We start from the raw sequence: 22,171 nt of genomic DNA, 5'->3' as shown, positions 1-22,171 counted from the left end.
CGCATGCATCCATAGGCGTTCATCGCACCATCCATTTGACGGCGAACAAACAACGGGCATTCCGTCCCTCGGCATTCGAGCTGTTGTCTCCACAATGTCCTTCGAGGAATTTGCAGAAGCCCGATGCGCATCGACCTTGCCTTGCTGGTCTTGTCACTTGGCGTGATCGCGCCGCCTGTCTGGGCCGGCGACGACTGCGAGGCACCGCTGAGCCGCTGGCAAACACGCGAGGCGGTGCGGCAGATGGCCGCCGAGAAGGGCTGGCAGGTCGAGCGGCTGAAGATCGACGACGGGTGCTACGAGATTCGCGGCACCGATGCCCAGGGCCGCAGGTTCAAGGCCAAGGTCGACCCGGAGACCCTGAAGGTCTTGAAGATGAAGCAGGGCGACCACGAGCGTGACCGGGCACGCGAACGCGAACGCGATCGGGACGACGCCGCGCGGGCGACCCGGCCGCTGCAGCCGTCGAGCGCTGCCTCGGGCGCCGCACCGCGCCGCCAGCATGAGTGACCCGTCCCGAAGGAACCTCCCATGTCCAAACCCGTCTTGACCACGCTGGCCACCGCCTGTGCGCTGGCGCTTCCCGCCCTGGCGCAGGGCCGCACCGTCACGCTGAGCGCCCAGCTCAAGAACTACGGCGGCGACGGTGCCTACCTCGCGGCCTACCTGACCGACGCAAAAGGTGCCTACGTGCGCACCTTGTGGGTGGCCGGTGGCAAGGCCAAGTACTACAAGCACCTGTCGGACTGGAACCGCCTCTCGGCGCGCGACGCCAAGCGCCTGGACGGGGTGACGGGCGCGAGCGTGGGTGCTGGGCGCACGCTCAAGGTCACCGCCGATCTGGCCGATGCCCTGATCGACGCGGGCTACGAGATCCGGATCGATGCCGCGGCGGAAGACATGCGGGACAGCCCGTCTGAAGTCCGCATCCCGCTCACCAAGGCCAGCGTCGGCAAGCCCCAGGCCGGCAAGCAGTACATCGAGTCGGTGACGCTGCAGATTCCGTAAGCGGCTTGCATGGGCTGGAAAGCGATCCACCGCTGGGCGGGCCTCACGGTCGGCGCCCTGGCGGTGGTGCTGGGCGTCACCGGCGCCACGCTCGCCGTCGACCCGGTGCAGCAGGCGTGGCAGGCCCCCGCCGCGCCGCGCGACCTGCCGGTGGCGACGTTGGTCGAGCGTGTGACACGCGCCGTGCCAGACGTGGAAGAGCTGCGCCGCCTGCCGTCGGGTGCCATCGTCGTCTTCAGCTTTGCCGGCGACCAGCCGCAGGCGGCCTACGTGGACCCGGCCGACGGCCGCGTGCTGCACGCGTGGCACCCCTCGGCGCTGCCGCGCTGGGTGAAGAACCTGCACCGCTCGCTGCTGCTGGGTGACCCCGGCCGTTGGGGCGCGGCGGGCATTGCGGCCGTCATGGGCCTGCTGTGCGTGTCGGCCTTCGTGCTGCTGCTGCGCCGCCAGGGCGGCTGGCGCAGGCTGGCGGGGCGGGTGCGCGGCTCGCTGGCGCAGCGCATCCACGTGGTCGCCGGCCGCGTGGTGCTCGCCGTGCTGGGCATCACCTCGCTCACCGCGCTCACCATGAGCGCCTCGACCCTCGGGCTGGTGGCCCTCGACAGCCGTGCCGAGCCCGAGGTGCTCTCGGTGGCGACCGGCCAGCCTGCGCTGGCCGGCGCGCAGCTGGCCGCGCTGCAAGGCATTCCCGCGCACGAGTTGCGCAAGCTGAACTTCCCGAGCGCCGCTGATCCTGAAGACACCTGGAAGATCACCACCGACCAAGGCCAGGGTTGGATCGACCTCTATTCCGGCCAGCTGCTGGCGTGGCAGCCCGCCACCCTGGCGCAGCGCGCCTATGACTGGGCCGTGGTGCTGCACACCGGAGAAGCGGCGTGGCCCTGGGCCGTGGTGCTCGGGCTCGCGGGCGCGAGCGTGCTGCTCTTCTGGGTGTCGGGCGTTGTGATCTGGTGGCAGGCACGGCGCCAGGTACCGCACATCACGGGCAACGCGCCACCCGCGCAGGCCGACGTGCTCATCTTCGTGGCGAGCGAAGGCGGCAGCACCTGGGGTTTCGCGCAGACGCTGCACGACGCGCTGACCCGGGCCGGCCACCGCGTGCGCAGCGGTGCGCTCGAAGACTTCCACATCTCGACGACCACGCGGCAGGTGTTCGTGCTGGCCGCCACCTATGGCGAGGGCCAGGCGCCGACGCATGCCGCCCATGCGCTGGAGCGCATTGCCACGCACACGCCCGCCGCCGTGCCGGTGACGGTGCTCGGCTTTGGCGACCGGCAGTTCCCCGCCTTCTGCGCCTACGCCGTGGCGCTGGAGAAGACGCTGCGCGCACGAGGCTGGCCCACGCTGCTGCCGCTCGAATGCATCCACCAGCAATCGAGCCAGCAGTTCGCGCGCTGGGGCGATGCCGTGGCTCAGGCATTGGGCGAACCGCTGGTGCTGGAGCACGTGCCTCGCGTGCCCCCCACGACCACGCTCACGCTCGTCGCGCGGCAGGACTATCCGGGGGGCACCGGGCAGCCCACGGCCATCCTTCGCTTTGCGTGCCCCGCGCTGCATGGCCTGGCGCGATTCGCCGCGGGTGACCTGGTGGGCATCGTGCCGCCGGGTTCGGCCGTGCCGCGCTACTACTCGCTGGCCTCGGGCACTGAAGACGGGTTCCTCGAAATCTGCGTGCGCCAGATGCCCGGCGGCCTGTGCTCCACGCACTTGCTCGGCCTGAAGACGGGCGAGAGCGTCACCGCCTTCATTCGCCCCAACCCCGGCTTTGCGTTGCCGCGATCGAAGCGGCCGGTGCTGCTGATCGGCGCGGGCACCGGCGTGGCGCCACTGGCCGGCTTCATCCGCCGCAACGACAGGCGCCGCCCGATGCACCTCTACTTCGGTGGCCGCGACCCACGGCGCGACTTCTACTTCGCGCCCGACATCCGCCGCTGGCTCGACGAGGGTCGCCTGGCGAGCCTGCAGACGGTGTTCTCGCGGGTGCCCGACGGCGGCGGGTATGTGCAGGATGCGCTGCGCCGAGACGCCGAGCGTGTGCGCAGCCTGCTGCAGCAGGGCGCCATCGTGCGCGTGTGCGGAAGCCGCGCCATGGCACACGGCGTGGCAGAAGCGCTCGACTTCGTGCTCGCGCCCCTGCAGCTCAGCGTGGCGACCTTGAAATCGAAAGAGCGTTATGCCGAAGACATCTTCTGAGCCGGCCACGCGCTGCAAGCGCATCACCCTGCACGGCCCGACCATGGGCACGCGCTGGTCGACGACGCTCGATGCCGACGATGCCCTCGACCTCGCCGCCCTGCAGCGGGACCTGGCCGCTGCGGTGGAGCAGGTCGACGCGCAGATGTCGCCGTGGAAGCCGCACAGCGATCTGACGCGCCTGAACCGTGCGCCCGTGGGCGCCTGGGTGGACCTGCCCGCCGAGCTGATGGAGGCGCTGGACGCTGCGCTCGACGTTCACCGCCTGAGCGCGGGCGCCTTCAATCCATGCGTGGGCGCGTTGGTCGATGCGTGGGGCTTCGGCGCCGTGCGTGATGCGCCCGACGCCGAGGCGATTCGCGCTGCGCGCCGCTCCTCGCCGATCCATGCGCTTGACGCCTTGACGGTGGACCACCAGCACGGCCGCGCGCAGAAAAATGCGCCGCTGCACGTCGACCTCTGTGGCATTGCGAAAGGCTACGCGGTGGACCGCATGGCCGAGGTGTTGCAACGGCATGGCGTGCGGCATGCCCTCGCAGCGCTCGACGGCGAACTGCGCGCCCTCGGCGGCCAGGCGAGTGGTGCACCCTGGGCCGTGGCGATCGAGCGCCCCGAGCCCGGTCGGCGCGCGGTGCACGGCGTCGTCGAACTGGACGGCCTGGCCGTCGCCACCTCGGGCGACTACCGGCGCTACCTCGACATCGGCGGCACGCGCCTCGCGCACACCATCGACGCACGGCGCGGCGCGCCGGTGCGCAACACCGTCGCATCGGTCACCGTGCTCGCCCGCACCTGCATGCAGGCCGACGCCTGGGCCACGGCCTTGCTCGTCGCCGGGCCCGCCGACGGCCTGGCCCTGGCGCAGCGCATGCGGATGGAGGTGTTGTACCTGCTGCACAGCGCCGAAGGGCTCACCACGCTCGGGCTCGGGCGGTTTGGCACGGGCGCCGATCCGTCGCGCGCGGCAGGGTCGCCCGCGAACGTCGGGCCCGGGTAAGAGGACGGTCAGACGGCGGGTCGCGCCTCGTCGTTGGCGCAGGGCATTCCGCCGATCGGGGCGACCTCGGCGTGTGCCCCGTGCACCAGTGCGGTCAATCCCAACCGCTTCAGCTGACGAAGGCCGAGCCTCGTCGAGATCACGTCAGGATTGCCGGTGACGCGGAAGAGGCGCGAGTTCGTGAGCGTCAGCAGCTCGTCGATGGGCACTGCGTGGTGCCGAAGGCTTTGGGGCTTGCTGCGAGGTGGGAAGGATCGAACGGTCATTGAGCACTGATATCGGCTGTTCCTTGTTTAAGTTGAGACCTGCCTGGAGTGCCGTTGGCGGCGTTGCAGCGGTTGCCGTTCTTCGCCTCGACGGCTCCGATGACCCCTTTCTGACGGTTCGCCGCCACCGACGGTCACAGCACGAGATTGACCCACGAACTGTGCGCGGCGCGGGCTAGGAAAGCCTTTGTTCCCCCGCAGCGCCTGCAATCGAGGCCAACCGCCTAGCCCCGCTAAAGCAGCAGGAGGAATGCACACGCGATGATCGTTGGCCCCAGTGCCCCCAGAAAGAGGCCGCCTGCACCCACCGATTCATCGGCAAAGCCGCGCTTGAGCAATGCCAATCCCGCTGGGTTCGGTGCATTGGCGATCACCGTCAAGCCGCCACCGGCCACCGCACCGGCCACGAGCATGTACTTCGCCTGATCGGAGATGCCGGAAATCTGCGATCCGAGATAGGTCAACGCCGCGTTGTCGGTGACGGCGGTCAAACCAACCGCACCGAAGAACAAGGCAAGCGGCTCCAGCGCCGACACGAGGGGCTGCAACCACCAGCGCTGCATGCCCCCCAGAACGACCAGTCCAGCCAGGAAGAAGGCCACCAGCAGCGCCTCCTTGATGAGCAGCGGGCTCTGGTGCCGCTCGTAGGCCTGCGCAAATCCGAGGAACAACAGGAAGATGCCGAGGAAGGCGACCGGGTGATGGGCGAGCGTGATCACGCCGGTGAGCATCGCCCCGTGCACCAACGCCACGGGCCACGGTACGCCTGCGGTGGGCGCAGCGGTGTTGTCGACGGCCACACGGTTCAGATGCTTGCGAAGCACGAGCGTCGCCAGCGTGGCATTCAAGACGACAGCCAGCGCGGCCTTCCAGCCGAAGTGCGCGAGCATGAAGCTGCTGTCCCATTGCCAGGTCTGCGCCACCATCAGCACGGGGGGTGCCGCATAGGAGGTCAAGGTGCCGCCGATCGAGACATTCACGAAAAGCGCGCCGATGGCGAGGTACTTGGGGGGCTCGGGTAGCTCCCGCCTGAACACCAGCGGCGCCAGCATCAGGGCCGCGAGCGTCATCGCTGCGGGTTCCGTGATGAGAGAGCCCATCAGAGGTACGGCGGCCAGACCCAGCCAGGCCGTGCAGAGCGACGTGGGCAGCGGCACGATGCGTGCCACCGTGGCAATGCCCCAGCGCACGGCTTCGAGCACCGGGCGCGAGCCGGCAATGACCATCACGACGAAAACGAACAAGGGCTCGGTGTAGTTGCGGCTCTCCGCATAGGCCAGTGCTGTCCCTCCATCGGAAAGCACGGCGATCGCGACAATCAGGATCAACGCCCAGAAGCCGAACACCACCTCCACCTCGCCAAGGAGATGAAGCAGGCCGGCATGGCGAGGGAAGCGATGCGAAAGCCGCTCGAGCTGCTTGGCGGCGAAGGTATGGAGCAAGGCCAGGCCGAAGAGGCAGGCCGCGACGATTTCGATCGGTTGAGGTGTCACGTGAATCAAGGATGCGCGAAAGCCCGCGAGGCGGCCCGACCTTCACGCAAACCTGCCGAGCCCGAAGCGGCTCGACACCCGGCGCGCAGTGTAGCGAGATGAGGCACTCCCACCCGACCACTCCCATTCGACATTGCCGCTTGTGTTCGCCTGCCAGGCCGGACGTCAGGGATGGGTTGACTCATTCGCTGCAGTCTGAGCAGACGTTTCCGCAGAGGCTGCGCCGTCACGGCCTGAGGGGGAATCGGGCATGGCGGCCTTGGCTTCACCGGCAAATCTCAGGGCATACGCCACGAGCGGAGGGCCGAGGGTTTCGAAGACCGCGACGGCAGCCAACACCACGGCCGCCACCTGCATGCCGAGTTCGGGCACGAGCCCAGCCGTAGACTGCACCAACCCGATCGCCAAGCCGGCCATCGGCAGCAGCATCAGGCTTACCGCCGTTGATTGACGATGCGCAAATCCAAACGCGCGTCCGCAGCTGTAGACCGCTACCGCTTTGGCCATGCAGCGCATCAAGACGAAGCCCAATGCCGCCGGCGCGTGAAGTGCCAAGTCGGCCAAGTGCAAATTGGCACCCGCCACGACGAAGAGGATGATGAAGAACACGTCGCCTCCGCCTCCAAAGTCCACCCGTGTGAGCCGCGATCGGCCTTGCAGCCATCTGCAAACAATGCCCAGCGTCAGGGCTGTAAACAGCGTCGAGACACGAAACGCCACAGCAAGCCCCAACGAGAGCAGCACCGCACCCACGACCAACGCGAAGCGCAGATGCTCCTCGTTGCGCCGAGTCTGCCGGGCGATCCATGTCGCAACCCAACCAACCACCAGTGCAACGGCCACGGCGCCGAGGAGCTGATAGGCCGGCAAGGCCAGCGCGGTGAGCGGCTCGACACGGGCGCTTTGCAAGGCCAGCGGCAGCGCAACCGAGTACAGAACGAAGGCCAGCACATTGTTGATGGCCACCAATGACATTGCCGTGTCGATCGTGGGACCACGGGCATGCAGCTCTTCGGCCACATGGACCAGCACGGCTGGTGATGAGGAGACAGCGATCGCCGCCACCAGCACGGCCACGACGTGCGAAGCGCCGAGCAGGTGCATCAGCGCCAGGATGGCTGCGAACGTCGCGAGACTTTCGACCAGCCCCGTGATCAACAGGCGACGCTCCCGCACCACCGCCCAGGGATGCAAGGCGGAGCCGAGGCGAAACAGGATCAACCCAAGCGCGATGTCCACCAGCACTCGCGCGCTGTCCAGTGTTGCCTGGGACAACAGTCCGATGCCGCTGGGTCCGATCAGAAGGCCCAGCGCCATGAAGCCTGTGATCGTGGGCAGCCAACGCACGCGCGCCGCAAGCAGGCCACCCAAGGTGCCAAAGGCCAGGAGCACGCCGAAGGCGATCATGAGATTGCCTTCGGGCAAGCCGGAGGGTAGGAAGTCCATGTGCAAAGGCCTGCGGTGTGTTGAGCCCAGCAACGCTGCGGGCGGGCCGCGATGGTAGCGAGCTGTCACCAGGCGATTGCGGTACCCGAGGGGCAGTCGGCAGAGGGCCCGAGTGGGCCACCTTCAGGCGATGGCGGAAATTGCGGATTCCAGCCAGTGGCGCCCGGTCTGCAGACGACGGAAGAACAAGACCTGATTCGATGCGGCTCAGCGGCCGTCACGCCGGGAAGTCTCTAGGTCGGCATGTGGGTCATGAACCCCAGCATCACGATCGCCATCGCCGCCCCCATGACGATCGCCATGTAGGCGCGCGCCTCGCTGAAGTAGAAGTGGTCGATCTCGTAGGTATTGAGGTACATCAGGCCAAACATCAGAAGCGTCGAGGTCGCGACCACTGCGCTGAAACGGACATAGGGATTCATGGCGCAGTCCTATGGTTCGCTGGCTGCGCCTCTGCCGGCTTGCGCTCCGACGGCGTGCTCCGCTCCTGGTCGGACGACGGCATGTAGATGACACGAGTGGGGAACGCGAACTCGACCCCGAGCGACGTCAGCTCCTCCATGAGCCGCAGGTTGATCCGCTGCTGCTCGTCCATGTAGACGTTGTAATCCGGTTGGAGCACGAAGTAGACGACTTCGAAATCAAGCGAGCTTTCGCCATACGCCTTGAAGTGGGCACGATCGAAGCGCAGCCGTTCGCTCTCGCCAATGAGGCTGCGCACCAGCTCCGGAATTTTCTTCAGCTGGTCGACCGTTGTTTGGTAGGTGACGCCGAAACCGAACACGATGCGCCGCTGCTCCAGCCGCTTGTAGTTGCTGACGGTCTGCTTGAGCAGCTCGGTGTTGGACATCACGATCTGCTCGCCGCCCAGGCTGCGGATGCGGGTCGTCTTCACGCCTACCACCTCCACGGTGCCGGCGATGCTGCCGAGCACGATGAAGTCGCCCACCTCGAAAGGTTTGTCCACGGCAATGGCGACCGAGGCGAACAGGTCGCCAAGGATGTTCTGGGCCGCCAGCGCTACCGCAATGCCGCCGACCCCCAGGCTGGCCACGAAGGCGGTGACGTTCACGCCCAGGTTCGACAGCATGGCCAGCAGGACGATGGCCCACAGTACCGTGCGAAGGCCCCATGAAATCAGGGTACCCGCGGCGCTGCCGTTCGCCGTGCCGCTGCCGGCGTGACGCTCGGCATGGCGCCGAAGGCCGAGCGTGACCGCGGTGTTGGCCCACAGGGCGATCTGCAAGGCCAGCGCCACGAACCAGAGTTGCGAGACACGCGCCGCCCAACGATCAGGCAGGTCGAGGAACCCGACGCCGATCAGGATCGACACCAACAGCAGCAGCGTGCGGTTGGTCCTGGCCAGCACCTCGACCAGCATGTCGTCGACGTGGGTGTTGCTGTGCTCGGCCAGCTTCGACAGGCGCTTGAGCAGCAGGCGAAGCACCTGCGTGAAAACGAGATAGGCCCCGAGCGCGACGGCCAGCGCCACGAGGCCATTGGCCATGGTGATGCCGAAGATCGTGGTGTCCGACAGCCAATCAATGGTTGCGTTCATGACTCATTCCGCCTGGCCGACGAACCCGTGTTGCCCGCATGTTCATCGACTCATATTTGCACAAATATAGAATCGGTCCCGCGTTTGCCATGCCCACAATGCGGTTTGCCCCGATTTGACGTGAACACGTTGCGACTTCAACTCCGGTTCCTGGTTCCCCTGCTGTTGACCTTGGGCCTCGCCGCCTATCTGGCGCTGCCGCTGATGGATCAGCTGACGCTTCGGTGGTTTTCCCGCGACCTCAATCTGCGGGGTGAGCTGGTGACCAATGCGCTTTCCGAAGCCGTCATTGAGGCTGTCGCTGCGCCGTCAACCGACCGGCTGCAGGCGACCTTCGACCGTACCGCCAAGGACGAGCGGATCGTCGGCATCGGGCTGTGCTCGCCGCTAGGCGATCTGATGCGGCGCACCGATGCCTATCCGTCGAACCTGGCCTGTCGAACGATGAAAAGCATGGCAACCAGCGTGCCGCCAGTCCTGCAGATCGATGGCGGCCCGGTGCACGTCGGCGTGCACTCCGTGGTGTCGGACTCCGGGCCTGTGGCCGATCTGGTGCTGCTGCACGACGTGAGCTTCATCGAGAAGCGAAGCCAGGACACGCGCAAGTACCTCGTCGTCCTGATCGCCTTGCTGGGTGCTGCGATGACCCTCATCACGGTCATCGTGGCCCAGCTGAGCTGGCGTGGCTGGATCGCGGGCATTCGCGGGCTGCTGCGCGGAGAAGGCCTGCTGCGGCCTTCTGGCCCCCTGCGCGAACTGGCGCCGGTGGCAACCGAATTGCGCCTGCGGCTGCGCGACCTCGAGGACGAGTACCGCCGCTCGCTGGGCCCCGAGGCGGAGTGGGATGCAGACCGACTGCGCAGCCTGCTGCGCACGAAGCTGCGAGGAGACGAAGTGATCGTCGTCTCCAACCGCGAGCCCTACATCCACGAGGCGGCGGATGACGGCAGTGTCTTCGTGCGGCGGCCCGCGAGCGGGCTGGTGACGGCGGTCGAGCCGGTCATGCGCGCCTGCTCGGGCACCTGGATCGCGCATGGCGGAGGCACGGCAGACGCCCGGACGGTCGATGCCCATGACCGCCTGCGCGTGCCGCCCGGGCGAGACGACTACACGCTGCGCCGCATCTGGCTGTCGCCCGAAGAGGAGCAGGGCTACTACTACGGCTTCGCCAATGAAGGCCTGTGGCCACTGTGCCACGTCGCCCACGTGCGGCCGGTCTTCCGCGAGAGCGACTGGCAGGCCTACCAGGCGGTCAACAGGCGATTCGCGGAGGCGGTGATCGCCGAAGCACACAGCGAAGACCCGATCGTGCTCGTGCAGGACTATCACTTCGCCCTGGTGCCGGCGATGATCCGCGAGAAGCTCCCACTGGCCACCATCCTCACCTTCTGGCACATCCCGTGGCCCAACCCGGAGTCCTTCGGCATCTGCCCATGGCGGCGCGAGATCCTGCAGGGGTTGCTGGGCAGCACGATCCTGGGTTTCCACACGCGCTTCCATTGCAAGAACTTCATCGAGACCGTCGACCGCTACCTGGAGGCGCGCATCGAGCATGAACATTCGATCGTCTCGGTCAACAACACCGAAACCTTCATCGAAAGCTATCCGATCTCGATCGAGTGGCCCTCGGGTGAGGCCGTCGAGGCGCTTCCGCCGGCCGAGCAGTGCCGTGCGGCGGTGCTCTCGCGGTTGCAGATGGACGCCGGGCGCCGGCTCGCGGTGGGTGTCGATCGATTCGACTACACCAAAGGCATCCTCGAGCGTCTGCATGCAGTGGAGCGGCTGCTGGAGAAACGCCCCGAATGGATCGGCAAGTTCAGCCTCGTGCAGGTGGCCGCACCCACCCGCACCTCGCTGGAGGAGTACCGCCTGTTCCAGGAACGCATCGGGCAGGTGTGCGAGCGCATCAAGCGCCGGTTCGGCCGGCCCGGCTATGAGCCGGTGGTGCTGCTGCCTCACCACCATGAGCACGACGCCTTGACCGAGCTCTACCGGGCGGCAGACGCTTGCCTGGTCACGAGCCTGCACGACGGGATGAACCTTGTGTGCAAGGAGTTCGTGGCGGCGCGCAGTGACGAACAAGGCGTTCTCATCCTGAGCCGGTTCGCCGGCGCGGCGCGTGAAATGACCGAGGCCTTGGTGGTCAACCCGTATCACGTCGAGGAGTGCGCCGACGCGCTCCATCAGGCGCTGACCATGCCCGCTGCCGAGCAACGTGAACGCATGGCGAGCCTGCGCATGACGGTGCGCGAGTTCAACGTCTACCGCTGGGCGGGGCGCATGTTGTCCGATGCCGCCCACATGCGATTGCGGCAACGTATCGAAGCCCGCGTGCAGCGGCACGCCTTGGAAGACAACCCATGATGCAGCCGCTTCTGACACCCGAGGGCATGCAAGCCTTGAGGGGCGCCATGGACCAGGCCGTGCTGCTCGCATTCGATTTCGATGGCACGCTTGCCCCGATCGTGGATGACCCGACCGCCGCCCGTCCCAGTGCCGAGGTGGTGGAGGTGATGAAGGATCTGGTTCGGCGCCATCCGGTGGCCATCGTCAGCGGCCGCGCCAGGCACGACGTCGCGACGCGCCTGGGTTTCGAGCCTCGCTTCATCGTCGGGAACCATGGCGCTGATGGCGCAGATGGCGGCATGCAGCAATGGTCGCCGGAGGTGCTGTCCGCTGTTGTGACTTGGCAGGATCGGCTGACTTCAAACCGTTCAATGCTTGCCCATGCTGGGGTCGCCATCGAAGACAAGGGCGAGTCGTGGACCCTTCATTACCGCACCGCACCTGATCCTGCATCCGCGCGGCATGAAATTGCGCGTTTCTTAAGCGATCTGCACCCTTTGCTGCGCGCCTTTGACGGGAAGTTCTGCGTGAATGTTGTCGTGGCGGCATCGCCCACCAAAGGCGATGCAGTCGAACGCATTGCCAAGGAAGCCAAGGCGGAAAGCGTCATCTACTTCGGAGACGACGTGACCGATGAGTCTGTCTATTGGCGCAACGACGAGTGGGTCACGGTTCACGTAGGCTACGACATAACATTTGATGAGGCTCGCTTCGTCTTGGAGCAGCAAGACGATGTGCTTGCCGCACTGCGACTTCTGCGGACCTTGTCGCGCGTCTCTGGCTGAACATTCCGTGCCCAAACCAATTCCTCCAGCCGTTCCCGACCAGGTAAGGCGCTTCATCCTCACCAGCGTGCCATCGGTGCCATTCCTGGAGGCTGCTCTCTTGTTCCACGCATCGCCCGATAGGGCCTTTAGCATTTCGTCGCTCGCACACGCCCTGTATGTGCCCGTCGACGTCGCGCAGCGGCTCCTCGATGAACTCACGGCAATCGGCGTCGTCACGGAGCGCGCCGGAGGTCATGGATACAGCCCACGCGACACCGAACTGGCCGACGCGCTCGATCAGCTGTTCGCCTGCTACCGATCCAATCTGGTCGAGGTCACCCGGTTGATTCACGATCCCACACTGCGCAGTGCCGAGCGCTTCGCCAACGCGTTCCGCTGGAGGAAGGATTCCGACAATGTCTGAGATCGTCTACACGCTGTGTGCGGTGACGTCGGCGCTGTGTGCCGGCCTGCTCCTCAAAGCCTATTCGCAAAGCCGTTTCCGCCTGCTCCTGTGGGGCGGTTTGTGCTTTGCCGGGCTCACGCTCACCAACGTGCTGCTGGTGGTGGACAAGCTGGTGGTGCCGGAAACCGACCTTTCCGTCTTGCGCTTGCTGCTCGGGCTGATTTCCTTGATGGTCTTCCTCGCGGGTCTGATTCTGGAGGGCGAGCGATGAACACGCCCCTTGTCGAATCGGTGCTGCTCGGGGCCATCTCTGCGGTGTCGCTTGCGATCGGCGTTTTCTTCATCAGGTACTGGCGCAGCAGCCGCGACCGGTTCTATCTGTTCTTTGCAGCCTCCTTCATTCTGGAGAGCATCAACCGCGCGCTGATCGGCGTCATCGGCCGCAGCGAATTCGAGCCCTGGCACTACGGTGTGCGATTCCTGGCCTATGTGCTCATCGTGGTCGCGATCTTGGACAAGAACCGCAGCCGCTGACGTCCTGGGCTGGAGCGTCCGCGCACCATTCGTGAAAACCTCCGCATCACAATTGTGCAAATGCATAATGCATTTGCACAAATCTGCATATACGATCTGGCTTCGACCGACAGACGATCCATCCCGGATCGCGACACCCCTGAGGAGACATCTGCATGAAAGGCTTCACCACTGTTGCTGCCGTGACGCTGGCCGGTTTTCTGGGCGCCTGCTCTACCACCACGACCACACCGACGGCACCCATGACTGGCGCTTCAACATCAGCGGCCACTTCACCGAAGGCCAGCGGCAGCAGCACGGCGGCTGGCAGCGCTCAGTCGAGTCTGCGTGCATCGACCATGACGCCGCCAAGCGTGCTCCCGGTGGAGCGCAGCGTCTACTTCGCTTTTGACGATGCAACGATCGCCCAGGATTACGTGTCCATCATCGAGAAGCATGGCAAATACCTATCGGCCTCGCCCTCGGCGAAGGTCAAGATCGAAGGCAATGCCGATGAGCGCGGCAGCGCTGAATACAACCTCGCGTTAGGCCAGAAGCGTGCCGAGGCCACCATGAAGGCCCTGCGCCTGTGGGGCGTGCGTCCGTCGCAGATGGAGGCGACGAGCTGGGGCGAAGAGCACCCGCGCGCCAAGGGGGATGACGAGAAGGCCTACTCGCAGAACCGTCGCGCCGACATCGTCTACTCGACGCCCTGATCATCCAGTGATGAAGGCCCGCTCGGCGCCTACAGCACTTGCCCGAGCGGGATGTTCGCCGCGCGCTCGTCGGCGTTCAGCAGCGTGAGGAGGCGCACCAGGTCTTCCTCGAGCCGGGCGAGCGTCTCGGCATCGAGCTGGGCCAGCGCCTCGGGCAGCACGCCGGTGAACGGGCCGGGCGCCTTACGCAGCAGTCGGGTGCCAGCCGGCAGGACGGTCAGCTCGACGCTTCTGCGGTCGAACTCCGATTTCGACGTCACGATGAACTCGCGCTCGACCAGCGTCTTGATGAGGTTGCTGGCGGTGGACTGGTGAACGTCCATGGCCTGCGCCAACGCATTGACGCCGATGCCGGGGTTGGAATGAATGATGCTCAATGCCCAGAGCTGGGCACCGCCCACTCCCGTCTTCTTCTCGACTTGCTGGAAATGAGTCTTGACCGCATTGAACACCTGGCGAAACTGCCTGAGCACTCTTGCTGCCGCGAGGGTTTGCGCCAAATCTGCCTCCACAGCAGGCGGCGCTTCCTTGGTCTTTCGTTTTGGGGTGGCCATCGCCAAATCATAGGGGAGCCGTGGAAAACCCGCGGCCACCACACCCCGGTCGACGCCTGAGATGGGCGTCGACCGCCCCTTTGTCCAGGCCATCCGCCGGGAACTGGCAGATTGGCGCCTCTGGGCCGCACGTGCCGTCGTGATTGCCGTGGCCGCCTTGGCCGGGTTGACCATCGTCGGATTCACCTGGCTCACCGAGCGTGCGCTCAGCGCTTTCTTCTCCCTGAGAGCCGGCGCGTGGTGGCTGCCACTTCTTCTGACGCCCGCCTGTGCGGCCGTGGTGGTGTGGCTGGTGCGCCGTTTTGCACCCGGCGCGGCCGGCTCGGGCATCCCGCAAGTCATTGCCGCGCTCGACTCGTCGGTGGACGGGCGGTCGAGGGGGCTCTTCGTGTCCATGCGACTGGCCGTCGCCAAGGTGATGATGACCTCGCTGGGATTGTTCGGAGGCCTGTCGCTTGGCCGGGAGGGACCTTCCGTTCAGATTGCCGCCGGCGTGATGCTGTGGGCGAAGCGCTGGTTGCCGCGGCGATCGGCGGTGACGGAGCATGGCCTGCTTGTGGCAGGTGGCGCAGCAGGCGTCGCCGCCGCATTCAACACTCCCCTCGCCGGCGTGATGTTCGCCATCGAAGGCCTTTCGCGCGCCCCCGAGCATCGCAACAGTGGTCTCATCATCGCCGGCATCGTGTTGGCGGGGCTTGTGGCTGTGTCGGTGTATGGGCCCGGCAACTATTTCGGCTCCATTCAGGTGCTTCAGATCGGATGGAGTGCCGTCCTGCCAGGCTTCGCGATTGCGATCTCAGCTGGCGTGTTGGGCGGGCTGTTTGCGAAGTTGCTGGTGCAGTCGCTCTCAGGACAAACGGCCACGGCCGTCCAGCGCTTCCGTGCCGCGCGTCCTGTCTGGTTTGCAGCAGGCTGCGGATTCGCGGTGGCCCTCATCGGGGTGGCGACAAATGGGTCGACGTTTGGCAGCGGGTACGCCTATACCCGAGGGCTCCTGGCGGGCGAGGAAGTTTCGCCGGGCAGCTTCGTGTTCTTCAAAATGCTCACGACCTGGCTCTCGTCGTGGTCGGGTGTTTCGGGTGGCATCTTCGCGCCGGCGCTGGCAATTGGCGCATCGCTGGGAAACGACATCGGGTGGTTGCTCAACTACCCGCACGCGCCCACGATGATTGCGCTTGGCATGGTGGGGTTCCTGGCGGGCAGCACTCAGACGCCACTCACCTCGTTCATCATCGTGATGGAAATGGTCGATGGGCACGCGATGGTGCTAAGCCTCATGGCGTGCTCGCTGGTGGCCAGCGGCATCTCGCGTACCTTCACACGGCCGCTCTACGTCGCACTGGCGGAAGTTCAGCTCACGCGGCTGCCCACTGAGCCGAAGAAAAAGGAGCCCCCGCAGGGGCTCCAAACCTAAGCGCTTCTGGTCCGCCACCATCTTCATGCTGGGGACGGGAGAAGTGTATTTGTCCAAATTGTCCTGGCAACACGGACTTATACGCATCTGGCTCGCCAAACGCACCACGCGTGACAAGTTGCGCAGTGCCTGAGCACTGCATTTGTGCAAATACATCTTGTCGGCACTCCGATCGGGCTTTGCGGGCATCGTTCCTCAGGCATGGCTGTTGCGTAGGAAACCGATGAAGGCCAACGGCGGCCTTCATCGGAACCGCGGACTCAACGGCGAGCCTGCATCCATGACAAAGGCGTCTTTCCTTCCTGCGCAAGCAGGGCGGGCGGACGCCTTTTGTTTTGAATATCAACGATTCCATAGGAGCCAGAGGAATGAACAAACCGAATCATCGACATGCCAGCGCATCCGCAGGACGGCGCAAGCTGCTTCAGGTTGCGGCTGCAGGGGCAACGACCTTGTTGCCGGGCCTGCGCGCCGCCGTATACGCCGCCGGCTCCGACAAGCCGGAGAAGGAAGAGGTCAAGATCGGGTTCATTCCCCTGACCGACTGCGCTTCCGTCGTGATGGCCTCGGTGCTTGGCTTCGACAAGAAGTACGGCGTGAAGATCATTCCGACCAAGGAGGCGTCCTGGGCCGGGGTGCGCGACAAGCTCGTCAATGGTGAGCTTGATTTCGCGCACGTCCTCTATGGCTTGGTCTATGGCGTGCACCTGGGCGTCAGCGGCCCCAAGAAGGACATGGCGGTGATGATGACCATCAACAACAACGGCCAGGGACTGACCGTGTCGAAGCAGCTTGCCCAGAAGGGAGCAACGGACCTGGCGGGTCTGGCCAAGGTGATGCGGGCAGAGAAGCGTGAATACACCTTCGCCCAGACATTTCCAACCGGGACACACGCCATGTGGCTGTACTACTGGCTCGCATCCGGCGGCATCGATCCCTTCAAAGATGCCAAAGTGATCACCGTGCCGCCGCCACAGATGGTCGCCAACATGCGCGTGGGGAACATGGACTGCTTCAGTGTGGGAGAGCCATGGAACCACCGCGCGATCATGGACGGCATCGGCATTTCGGCGGCAACGTCGCAGGATGTGTGGAAGGACCATCCTGAGAAGGTGCTGGGTACCACCGCGGAGTTCGTGAAGGCCCACCCGAACACCGCTCGCGCGGTGACCATGGCTGTGCTCGAAGCCAGCCGATGGATCGATGCAAGCCTGCAGAACAAGATGAAGATGGCTGAAACCGTCGCGGAAAAGGCGTACATCAACACCAGCGTCGACGCCATCAACCAGCGCATCCTCGGGCGCTACCAAAACGGGCTGGGCCGGACCTGGGACGATCCGAATCACATGAAGTTTTTCAACGACGGTGCGGTGAACTTTCCCTACCTTTCGGACGGAATGTGGTTCCTGACGCAGCACAAGCGCTGGGGGCTGATCAAGGAGCACCCGAACTACCTGGCGGTCGCCAAGCAGATCAACCAGATCGACATCTACCGGCAGGCCGCATCGGCGCTCAAGATCTCGATGCCGAAGGAGCCGATGCGGTCAAGCAAGCTGATCGACGGCGCGCTCTGGGATGGCAAGAATCCGGGCGCTTATGCGGACGGATTCAAGATCAAGGCCTGACGCTTGGGCCGATCTGTCGCTCAAGCCGCGAGCGCAACGCTCAACTCGCTCCGCGCAAGGCGAGGTGGGTCTTGGAAGTCGCGGAAGCGCTGCCCGCCGATGCGATCCAGCCATGCATCGGCGGCTTGACGGTCAGCATCTTCCAGCGACAGGTACACCTCCCGTGCGCGCTGCATCATCTTTACGGCGGGGACTCCAGTCGATGCACCCAGCCAACCACGTTCGGTGCAGGACGGGTGTCACGACCTGCCGTCGAACCGGCGAATCGCTCGGTGTCGAGCCAGGTTCTCCGAACCGCGGAAGTCGAGTCTTAAGGCGTCCGACTCTTGGAGGGCTTGGTCTTGACGGGCATCGCGGTGAGGACGTCCACCGGTGCGAAGAGGGGCTCCGCCTCCGACGGTGATCGATACTCAGCGGCCGGTTGCGGCGATCATGCCGCGGCCCTGGCGTCGCCCAACCCGCGGTCTTGCAGCAGGAACCGAGACACCGCCTCGCCAAACATCTCCGGCGCCGTCGTCATGCCCTCATGCGCCTGGCCTGGCAAGACCTCGATGCGCACGTCTGGCAACACCTTGTCCAGCGCATCGGTGACGTAGAGCTCGCGGGGGCTGTCGCTGCCGATCTGCAGCAGCACCGGCATGCGCAGCGCGCGAAAGCGCTCGGCGTCGAACCGATGCTGCCTCAGCGCACGCAGGTCGCGCAGCGAGGCCTTGGCGTCTGCCACGATCGGTGGCCACAGCTCGCTGGCCCTGAGGGCCTGCAGCTCCGGGGTCGGCACGCCCAGCAAATCACCGAAGAAGGTGAGTGCGAAACGCTCCCAGTCGCCGGCTGACGCCAAGGCTTCGAGTCCCGCCATCGCCTGCGCTTCGATGGCATCGGGCCAGGGCGCTTCGTAGAGCACCAGCTTGCGCACGCGGTCGGGCAGCTGCAGCGCGGCGGCGAGCGCCACCTGGGCACCATACGAGTGGCCGAGCAGGAACACCGGCTCGTCGATCGAGCGCACGACCGCTGCGATGTCTTGTGCCTCGTCCTCGATGCTGTGCCCGGTGGTGGCATCGGTCTGCCCGCGGCCGCGTCGCGCCACGGCATGCACCGTGAACCGCTGCGACAGCAGCGGCGCCACGAACTGCCAGTTGTCGCGATGGTCGCTGAAGGAGCCGTGAACGAGGACCAGCGGCGGCCCGCTGCCATGGGTGTCGATTTCGATCCTGGTGCCGCTGGGCGATGTGAGGTGTCGCATGCTGTTGTCTCCGACGAGTGATGGGAGCCGCATCTTGGGTGGGGCGAGCTGCCTCGACTACAGTCGTTCGTGCCAAGACACTGAGGTTCGTGCCATGCCCGCTTCGAAACCCCTCACAGTGGCGCTGCTCGTGGTGCCGGAGGTCTCTGCCTCGACGCTCTATGGTCTGTACGACACGCTGCGCAGCGCCGGGCGGCACTGGCAGCTGATGCACGGCGAAGCCAAGCCCGAGCCCCCGTTCCGCCCGCTGGTCGTGAGCCGCGATGGCCAGCCGGTGCAGCTGGAGAGCGGGCCGCTCGTCAAGCCCGACGCGTCCCTGGCCGATGCGCAAGACGCCACGATCGTCTGCATCTCCACGCTCGAAGTGCCACCCGACGAATCGCTCGGTGACCGCTATGACGCCGAGGCGGCCTGGGTGCGGGCTTGCTTCGATCGCGGGGCCACGGTCGCGTCGGCTTGTTCGGGGGCGGTGCTGCTCGCGCGCACGCGGCTGCTCGATGGCCTGGAGGCGACCTCGCACTGGGCCTATTGCGACGCCCTGCGACGCGAATACCCGGGCACCCGATGGCACCCCGAGCGCACGCTGGTGGCCACGGGTGACGATCAACGCATCGTCATGGCCGGCAGTGGCGTCTCGTGGCATTTGCTGGCGATGCACCTCATCGCGCGTTTCGCGGCGCCGCAGGTGGCGATGCAGGTCGCGCGCATGAAGCTGATGGACCTGAACGCGGTCAGCCCGGTGGCGTATGCGTCGCTCAAGTACACCGGCCGCAATGCCGACCTTGCGATCACGCGCTGCCAGCAGTGGGCCGCGCTGAACTACGCGGCGGCGGCGCCCGTGACGCAGATGGTCGCCCTGTCAGGGCTGCCGGAGCGCACGTTCAAGCGCCGCTTCGCACTCGCCACCGGCATGAGCCCGCTGGAGTACGTGCATGCGCTGCGCATCGAGGAGGCCAAGCAGATGCTGGCGAGCGGTGACGCGCCCGTCGAAGCCATCGCGCTCGAAGTCGGCTACCAGGACGCCGCCTTCTTCGGCCGCCTCTTCCGGCGCAAGGTGTCGATGACCCCGGCGCAGTACCGCGCGCATTTCGGAAAGCTGGCGCGTCGGCTGGCGGCTGCTACCAGTCCTCCTTCACCGCCAATGCCATCTGCCGCGACGCCGCGTTCCGCGCCGCAAGCCATGCGGTGAGCGTCCCCGCCACCACCACGGCTGCGCAGAGCAGCGCGAGGCGCATGACGGGCAGGGCCATCTCCATCGTCCAGTGGAAGCTTTGCGGGTTGACCACCTTCACCAGCACCACGCTCACCGCCAGGCCCAGCAGCAGGCCGAGCAGGGCGCCGGCGCTGGTCCACACCGCGCCTTCGCCGGCCACCACCGCGAGCACCTGCCGCCTCGTGAAGCCCAGGTGCGCGAGCAGGCCGAACTCCTTGCGTCGCGCGAGCACCTGCGCCGAGAAGCTCGCGGCAATGCCGAAGAGGCCGATGCCGATGGCCACGGCCTGCAGCCAGTAGGTCACCGCAAAGCTGCGGTCGAAGATGCGCAGCGACACCGCGCGCAGCTCGCCGGCGGTGGCGAACTGCAGCACCGGGGCGTCGGCGCCGGCCAGCGTGCGCAGCGTCTGCTGCAGGGCGGCCACGTCGGTGCCGGGCTGCAGCACGAGCGCGAGGTCGGTCACGCGCAGGTCGCCGGTGAGGCGGCGGTAGTCGCTCGCGTGCAGCACGACGGCGCCGTGCTGGTGGGCATAGTCGCGCCACACGCCGCGCACGAACACCTCGGCGCGCTGCCCGTTGGGCAACGGCAGCATGGTGCGCTGGCCGGCCTGCAGTTGATAGAGGCGCGCCATGCCTTCGCTGACGTAGGCCGCCGTCGCGCCCTCGGGCAGCGGCAGCAGCGGGCCGACGAAGGGCAGCGCCTGTGCCGGGTCGGCGATGTCTCGGGCCAGCAGTGCGACGGGTGGGCGTTCGGGCGCGAGCTGCACCGTGGCGGCGCGCTGGGTGGTGGCGCGCCGCACGCCGGGCAGGCCCGGCGCCTGGGCCACCAGCGCCAGCGGCAGGCCGGCCACGTCTCCGGCGGGCACACGCAGGTAAAGGTCGGCCGGCAGCACCTGGTCGAGCCAGTCGACCATCGAATCGCGAAAGCTCGTGACCATCACCGTCAAGGCCACCGCGAGGCTCAGGCTCGCCACCACGCCGGCCACCGCGATGGTGGCGCTGTGGCGCTCGTGCCGCGCGCGCTCCACCGCCAGCAGTGCGAGCGCATGGCGCGGCGGCGGCAGCAGCCTCATCAGCAGCTGCACGCCCGCGGGCACGCAGGCAATGCCCCCGAGCAGCAGGCAGGCCACCGAGGCGTAGGCCGGCAGCGGCAGCTCGGCCACCGGCGGCAGCAGCGCGAGCACGAGCGCCGCCACGAGCATCACGGGGCCGAACCAGGCGATGCCGGCGCCGCCGTGCGCGCTGCCCAGGCCCTTGAGGGCTTGTGCGGGCGCCATGCGCTGCGCCGCACGGGCCGGCACCCACGCGCCCACGCCCGCCGCCAGCACGCCCAGCGCGCCGTAGAGCGCCGCAGCGCCGGCGCTGAACTGCAGCCGCGGCGCCACGCCGGGAAAGTAGCCGCCGCCCAGGTCGCCTGCGAGCATGCGCAGGGCCAGCGCCGCCAGGCCGCTGCCGAGCAGCAGGCCCATCACGCTGCCCGCCACGCCGAGCAGCAGGGCCTCCAGCAGCACGAGCCGCAGGCGCTCGCCGGCCGACAGCCCCAGCACGCCGAGCAGCGCCAGCTGCGGCTGGCGCTGTGCGACCGAGAGCGAGAGGATCGAGAAGACGAGGAAGGCGCCGGTGAAGAGCGCCACCAGCGCCAGCACCGTGAGGTTCACCCGGTAGGCGCGCGACATGTTCGAGGCCCGCTCCGCCGATTCGTCCGGCGAGGCCGCACGCACGCCTTCGGGCAGCGCCAGCGCGCGCAGCACGGCGGCGCGGTCGGCGCCGGCTTGCAGGCGCACGTCGATGCGGCTCAGGCGGCCGAGCCAGCCAAACCGCGCCTGCACCGCGGCGATGTCCATCACCACCAGCGGCGGGCCGCCCGCGGCCACGCGGCCTTGCACCCTGGGCACGACCCAGCCGTCGGGTGTGCGCAGTGAGAGCGTTGCCGGGTTGCCCAGGCGCTGCTGCGCCGCGCCGTTGAGGAAGACGGCCTCGGCCGAGAGCAGCGCGAGCCGGTCGGCGCCGTCGTTCACGCGTGGCATGAGGGCCGGCGCCACGGGGGCGGCCGAGAGCGCGTCGACGCCGAGCAGCTTGACGGCCACCCGCTCGCCCGAGGCCGCTTGCGCCTGCGTGTCGATCTCGATCACGGGGCTCGCCACGGCCACCTGGGGGTGTGCAGCCACCCGCGCGTAGAGCGCTTCGTCGAAGCCGCTCGCTTGCGCGCGCAGCTCGAAGTCGGGCTGGCCGTTGACCGAGCGCACCGCCGCGCCAAACTCGGCCAGCGCCGACTGGTTGATGAGCTGCACCGAGAACGCGAGCGCCACGCCCAGCACGATGGCGAGCACCGCGGTGAGGGTGCGCAGGGGTTGGTGGCGCCACTGCGGCCACGAGACGTGGCGCAACAGGCTCAAGGCGGTGGATGTCACCGCGCG

The 22,171-nt window shown here is 66.8% G+C and carries 21 protein-coding genes; 13 read left to right on the top strand and 8 right to left on the bottom strand.

Annotated elements, in window-relative coordinates:
* Window positions 1-123: 123 nt before the first annotated feature.
* Genes LRS03_RS08445 through LRS03_RS08430 form a run of 4 tightly spaced genes read left to right on the top strand, consistent with a single transcriptional unit; the run spans window position 124 to window position 4,198 of the window.
* Entirely contained in the window at window positions 124-510 is a 387-nt protein-coding gene (locus tag LRS03_RS08445; RefSeq protein ID WP_257824970.1) for a PepSY domain-containing protein, read from the top strand.
* Window positions 511-531: 21 nt separating this feature from the next.
* A complete protein-coding gene (locus LRS03_RS08440) occupies window positions 532-1,008 on the top strand; it encodes a DUF2271 domain-containing protein (RefSeq protein WP_257824969.1) in 477 nt (158 codons plus the stop codon).
* Window positions 1,009-1,017: 9 nt separating this feature from the next.
* Window positions 1,018-3,201: a PepSY domain-containing protein gene (locus LRS03_RS08435; RefSeq protein ID WP_257824968.1), complete on the top strand. Its 2,184-nt coding sequence runs from the start codon at window positions 1,018-1,020 to the stop codon at window positions 3,199-3,201.
* Window positions 3,182-4,198, top strand: coding sequence for an FAD:protein FMN transferase (locus tag LRS03_RS08430; RefSeq protein ID WP_257824967.1), 1,017 nt, complete (start codon window positions 3,182-3,184; stop codon window positions 4,196-4,198). The genes LRS03_RS08435 and LRS03_RS08430 overlap by 20 nt, the downstream gene beginning before the upstream one ends.
* 8 nt (window positions 4,199-4,206) lie before the next feature.
* On the opposite strand, the gene LRS03_RS08425 is transcribed toward LRS03_RS08430, so the two are convergent.
* The 5 genes from LRS03_RS08425 to LRS03_RS08405 all read right to left on the bottom strand — a co-directional run bounded on the left by LRS03_RS08425 (window position 4,207) and on the right by LRS03_RS08405 (window position 8,961).
* Window positions 4,207-4,407, bottom strand: coding sequence for a hypothetical protein (locus LRS03_RS08425; RefSeq protein WP_257824966.1), 201 nt, complete (start codon window positions 4,405-4,407; stop codon window positions 4,207-4,209).
* A 290-nt stretch (window positions 4,408-4,697) separates the two neighbouring features.
* A complete protein-coding gene (locus tag LRS03_RS08420) occupies window positions 4,698-5,957 on the bottom strand; it encodes a putative Na+/H+ antiporter (protein WP_257829453.1) in 1,260 nt (419 codons plus the stop codon).
* A gap of 165 nt (window positions 5,958-6,122) precedes the next feature.
* A complete protein-coding gene (locus tag LRS03_RS08415) occupies window positions 6,123-7,403 on the bottom strand; it encodes a cation:proton antiporter (RefSeq protein WP_257824964.1) in 1,281 nt (426 codons plus the stop codon).
* Between the two features lie 233 nt (window positions 7,404-7,636).
* Window positions 7,637-7,825 (bottom strand): hypothetical protein, encoded by a 189-nt coding sequence (locus tag LRS03_RS08410; protein ID WP_257824962.1) that lies wholly within the window; start codon window positions 7,823-7,825, stop codon window positions 7,637-7,639.
* Complete coding sequence (locus LRS03_RS08405; protein WP_257824961.1) at window positions 7,822-8,961, bottom strand: mechanosensitive ion channel family protein; 1,140 nt, start codon at window positions 8,959-8,961, stop codon at window positions 7,822-7,824. The genes LRS03_RS08410 and LRS03_RS08405 overlap by 4 nt, the downstream gene beginning before the upstream one ends.
* A gap of 27 nt (window positions 8,962-8,988) precedes the next feature.
* Here LRS03_RS08405 and LRS03_RS08400 point away from each other — a divergent pair, with 27 nt between their 5' ends.
* The 6 genes from LRS03_RS08400 to pal all read left to right on the top strand — a co-directional run bounded on the left by LRS03_RS08400 (window position 8,989) and on the right by pal (window position 13,709).
* A complete protein-coding gene (locus LRS03_RS08400) occupies window positions 8,989-11,325 on the top strand; it encodes an alpha,alpha-trehalose-phosphate synthase (UDP-forming) (RefSeq protein WP_257824960.1) in 2,337 nt (778 codons plus the stop codon).
* Window positions 11,322-12,092, top strand: a complete 771-nt coding sequence (gene otsB / locus LRS03_RS08395) for a trehalose-phosphatase (RefSeq protein ID WP_257824958.1) — start codon at window positions 11,322-11,324, stop codon at window positions 12,090-12,092. The genes LRS03_RS08400 and otsB overlap by 4 nt, the downstream gene beginning before the upstream one ends.
* A 7-nt stretch (window positions 12,093-12,099) precedes the next feature.
* Entirely contained in the window at window positions 12,100-12,498 is a 399-nt protein-coding gene (locus LRS03_RS08390) for a hypothetical protein (RefSeq protein WP_257824957.1), read from the top strand.
* A complete protein-coding gene (locus LRS03_RS08385; protein ID WP_257824956.1) occupies window positions 12,491-12,751 on the top strand; it encodes a DUF5985 family protein in 261 nt (86 codons plus the stop codon). Before LRS03_RS08390 ends, LRS03_RS08385 begins: the two co-directional genes overlap by 8 nt.
* Complete coding sequence (locus LRS03_RS08380; RefSeq protein WP_257824955.1) at window positions 12,748-13,014, top strand: DUF5985 family protein; 267 nt, start codon at window positions 12,748-12,750, stop codon at window positions 13,012-13,014. The genes LRS03_RS08385 and LRS03_RS08380 overlap by 4 nt, the downstream gene beginning before the upstream one ends.
* Window positions 13,015-13,169: 155 nt before the next feature.
* The gene (pal, locus tag LRS03_RS08375; protein ID WP_257824953.1) at window positions 13,170-13,709 is read left to right on the top strand and encodes a peptidoglycan-associated lipoprotein Pal; all 540 of its coding nucleotides are present in this window, start codon (window positions 13,170-13,172) and stop codon (window positions 13,707-13,709) included.
* Window positions 13,710-13,738: 29 nt separating this feature from the next.
* Here pal and LRS03_RS08370 read toward each other — a convergent pair whose 3' ends face one another.
* Entirely contained in the window at window positions 13,739-14,263 is a 525-nt protein-coding gene (locus tag LRS03_RS08370) for a MarR family winged helix-turn-helix transcriptional regulator (RefSeq protein WP_257824951.1), read from the bottom strand.
* Between the two features lie 61 nt (window positions 14,264-14,324).
* Here LRS03_RS08370 and LRS03_RS08365 point away from each other — a divergent pair, with 61 nt between their 5' ends.
* Together LRS03_RS08365 and LRS03_RS08360 are read left to right on the top strand one after the other, a co-directional pair.
* Window positions 14,325-15,677 (top strand): chloride channel protein, encoded by a 1,353-nt coding sequence (locus LRS03_RS08365; protein ID WP_257824950.1) that lies wholly within the window; start codon window positions 14,325-14,327, stop codon window positions 15,675-15,677.
* Window positions 15,678-16,045: 368 nt separating this feature from the next.
* Window positions 16,046-17,302, top strand: a complete 1,257-nt coding sequence (locus LRS03_RS08360) for a CmpA/NrtA family ABC transporter substrate-binding protein (RefSeq protein WP_257824949.1) — start codon at window positions 16,046-16,048, stop codon at window positions 17,300-17,302.
* Window positions 17,303-17,732: 430 nt separating this feature from the next.
* Here the strand turns inward: LRS03_RS08360 and LRS03_RS08355 are convergent, their stop codons facing one another.
* Window positions 17,733-18,542: an alpha/beta fold hydrolase gene (locus LRS03_RS08355; RefSeq protein ID WP_257824948.1), complete on the bottom strand. Its 810-nt coding sequence runs from the start codon at window positions 18,540-18,542 to the stop codon at window positions 17,733-17,735.
* Window positions 18,543-18,636: 94 nt separating this feature from the next.
* Between LRS03_RS08355 and LRS03_RS08350 the strand changes: the two genes are divergently transcribed.
* Window positions 18,637-19,731 (top strand): GlxA family transcriptional regulator, encoded by a 1,095-nt coding sequence (locus tag LRS03_RS08350; protein ID WP_257824947.1) that lies wholly within the window; start codon window positions 18,637-18,639, stop codon window positions 19,729-19,731.
* Here the strand turns inward: LRS03_RS08350 and LRS03_RS08345 are convergent.
* Window positions 19,661-22,165: an ABC transporter permease gene (locus LRS03_RS08345; RefSeq protein ID WP_257824946.1), complete on the bottom strand. Its 2,505-nt coding sequence runs from the start codon at window positions 22,163-22,165 to the stop codon at window positions 19,661-19,663. The genes LRS03_RS08350 and LRS03_RS08345 overlap by 71 nt on opposite strands.
* Window positions 22,166-22,171 lie beyond the last annotated feature (6 nt).

Origin of the sequence: Rhizobacter sp. J219 (genome assembly GCF_024700055.1) — a bacterium.
Taxonomy (GTDB): domain Bacteria; phylum Pseudomonadota; class Gammaproteobacteria; order Burkholderiales; family Burkholderiaceae_C; genus Rhizobacter.
This window is presented reverse-complemented; position numbering and strand designations above follow the sequence as displayed.

Coding starts and splice junctions, on each gene's coding strand:
- LRS03_RS08445 (WP_257824970.1), top strand. CDS start 124: ATGCGCATCGACCTTGCCTTGCTGGTCTTGTCACTTGGCGTGATCGCG.
- LRS03_RS08440 (WP_257824969.1), top strand. CDS start 532: ATGTCCAAACCCGTCTTGACCACGCTGGCCACCGCCTGTGCGCTGGCG.
- LRS03_RS08435 (WP_257824968.1), top strand. CDS start 1,018: ATGGGCTGGAAAGCGATCCACCGCTGGGCGGGCCTCACGGTCGGCGCC.
- LRS03_RS08430 (WP_257824967.1), top strand. CDS start 3,182: ATGCCGAAGACATCTTCTGAGCCGGCCACGCGCTGCAAGCGCATCACC.
- LRS03_RS08415 (WP_257824964.1), bottom strand. CDS start 7,403: ATGGACTTCCTACCCTCCGGCTTGCCCGAAGGCAATCTCATGATCGCC.
- LRS03_RS08410 (WP_257824962.1), bottom strand. CDS start 7,825: ATGAATCCCTATGTCCGTTTCAGCGCAGTGGTCGCGACCTCGACGCTT.
- LRS03_RS08405 (WP_257824961.1), bottom strand. CDS start 8,961: ATGAACGCAACCATTGATTGGCTGTCGGACACCACGATCTTCGGCATC.
- otsB (WP_257824958.1), top strand. CDS start 11,322: ATGATGCAGCCGCTTCTGACACCCGAGGGCATGCAAGCCTTGAGGGGC.
- LRS03_RS08385 (WP_257824956.1), top strand. CDS start 12,491: ATGTCTGAGATCGTCTACACGCTGTGTGCGGTGACGTCGGCGCTGTGT.
- LRS03_RS08380 (WP_257824955.1), top strand. CDS start 12,748: ATGAACACGCCCCTTGTCGAATCGGTGCTGCTCGGGGCCATCTCTGCG.
- pal (WP_257824953.1), top strand. CDS start 13,170: ATGAAAGGCTTCACCACTGTTGCTGCCGTGACGCTGGCCGGTTTTCTG.
- LRS03_RS08370 (WP_257824951.1), bottom strand. CDS start 14,263: ATGGCCACCCCAAAACGAAAGACCAAGGAAGCGCCGCCTGCTGTGGAG.
- LRS03_RS08365 (WP_257824950.1), top strand. CDS start 14,325: ATGGGCGTCGACCGCCCCTTTGTCCAGGCCATCCGCCGGGAACTGGCA.
- LRS03_RS08360 (WP_257824949.1), top strand. CDS start 16,046: ATGAACAAACCGAATCATCGACATGCCAGCGCATCCGCAGGACGGCGC.
- LRS03_RS08355 (WP_257824948.1), bottom strand. CDS start 18,542: ATGCGACACCTCACATCGCCCAGCGGCACCAGGATCGAAATCGACACC.
- LRS03_RS08350 (WP_257824947.1), top strand. CDS start 18,637: ATGCCCGCTTCGAAACCCCTCACAGTGGCGCTGCTCGTGGTGCCGGAG.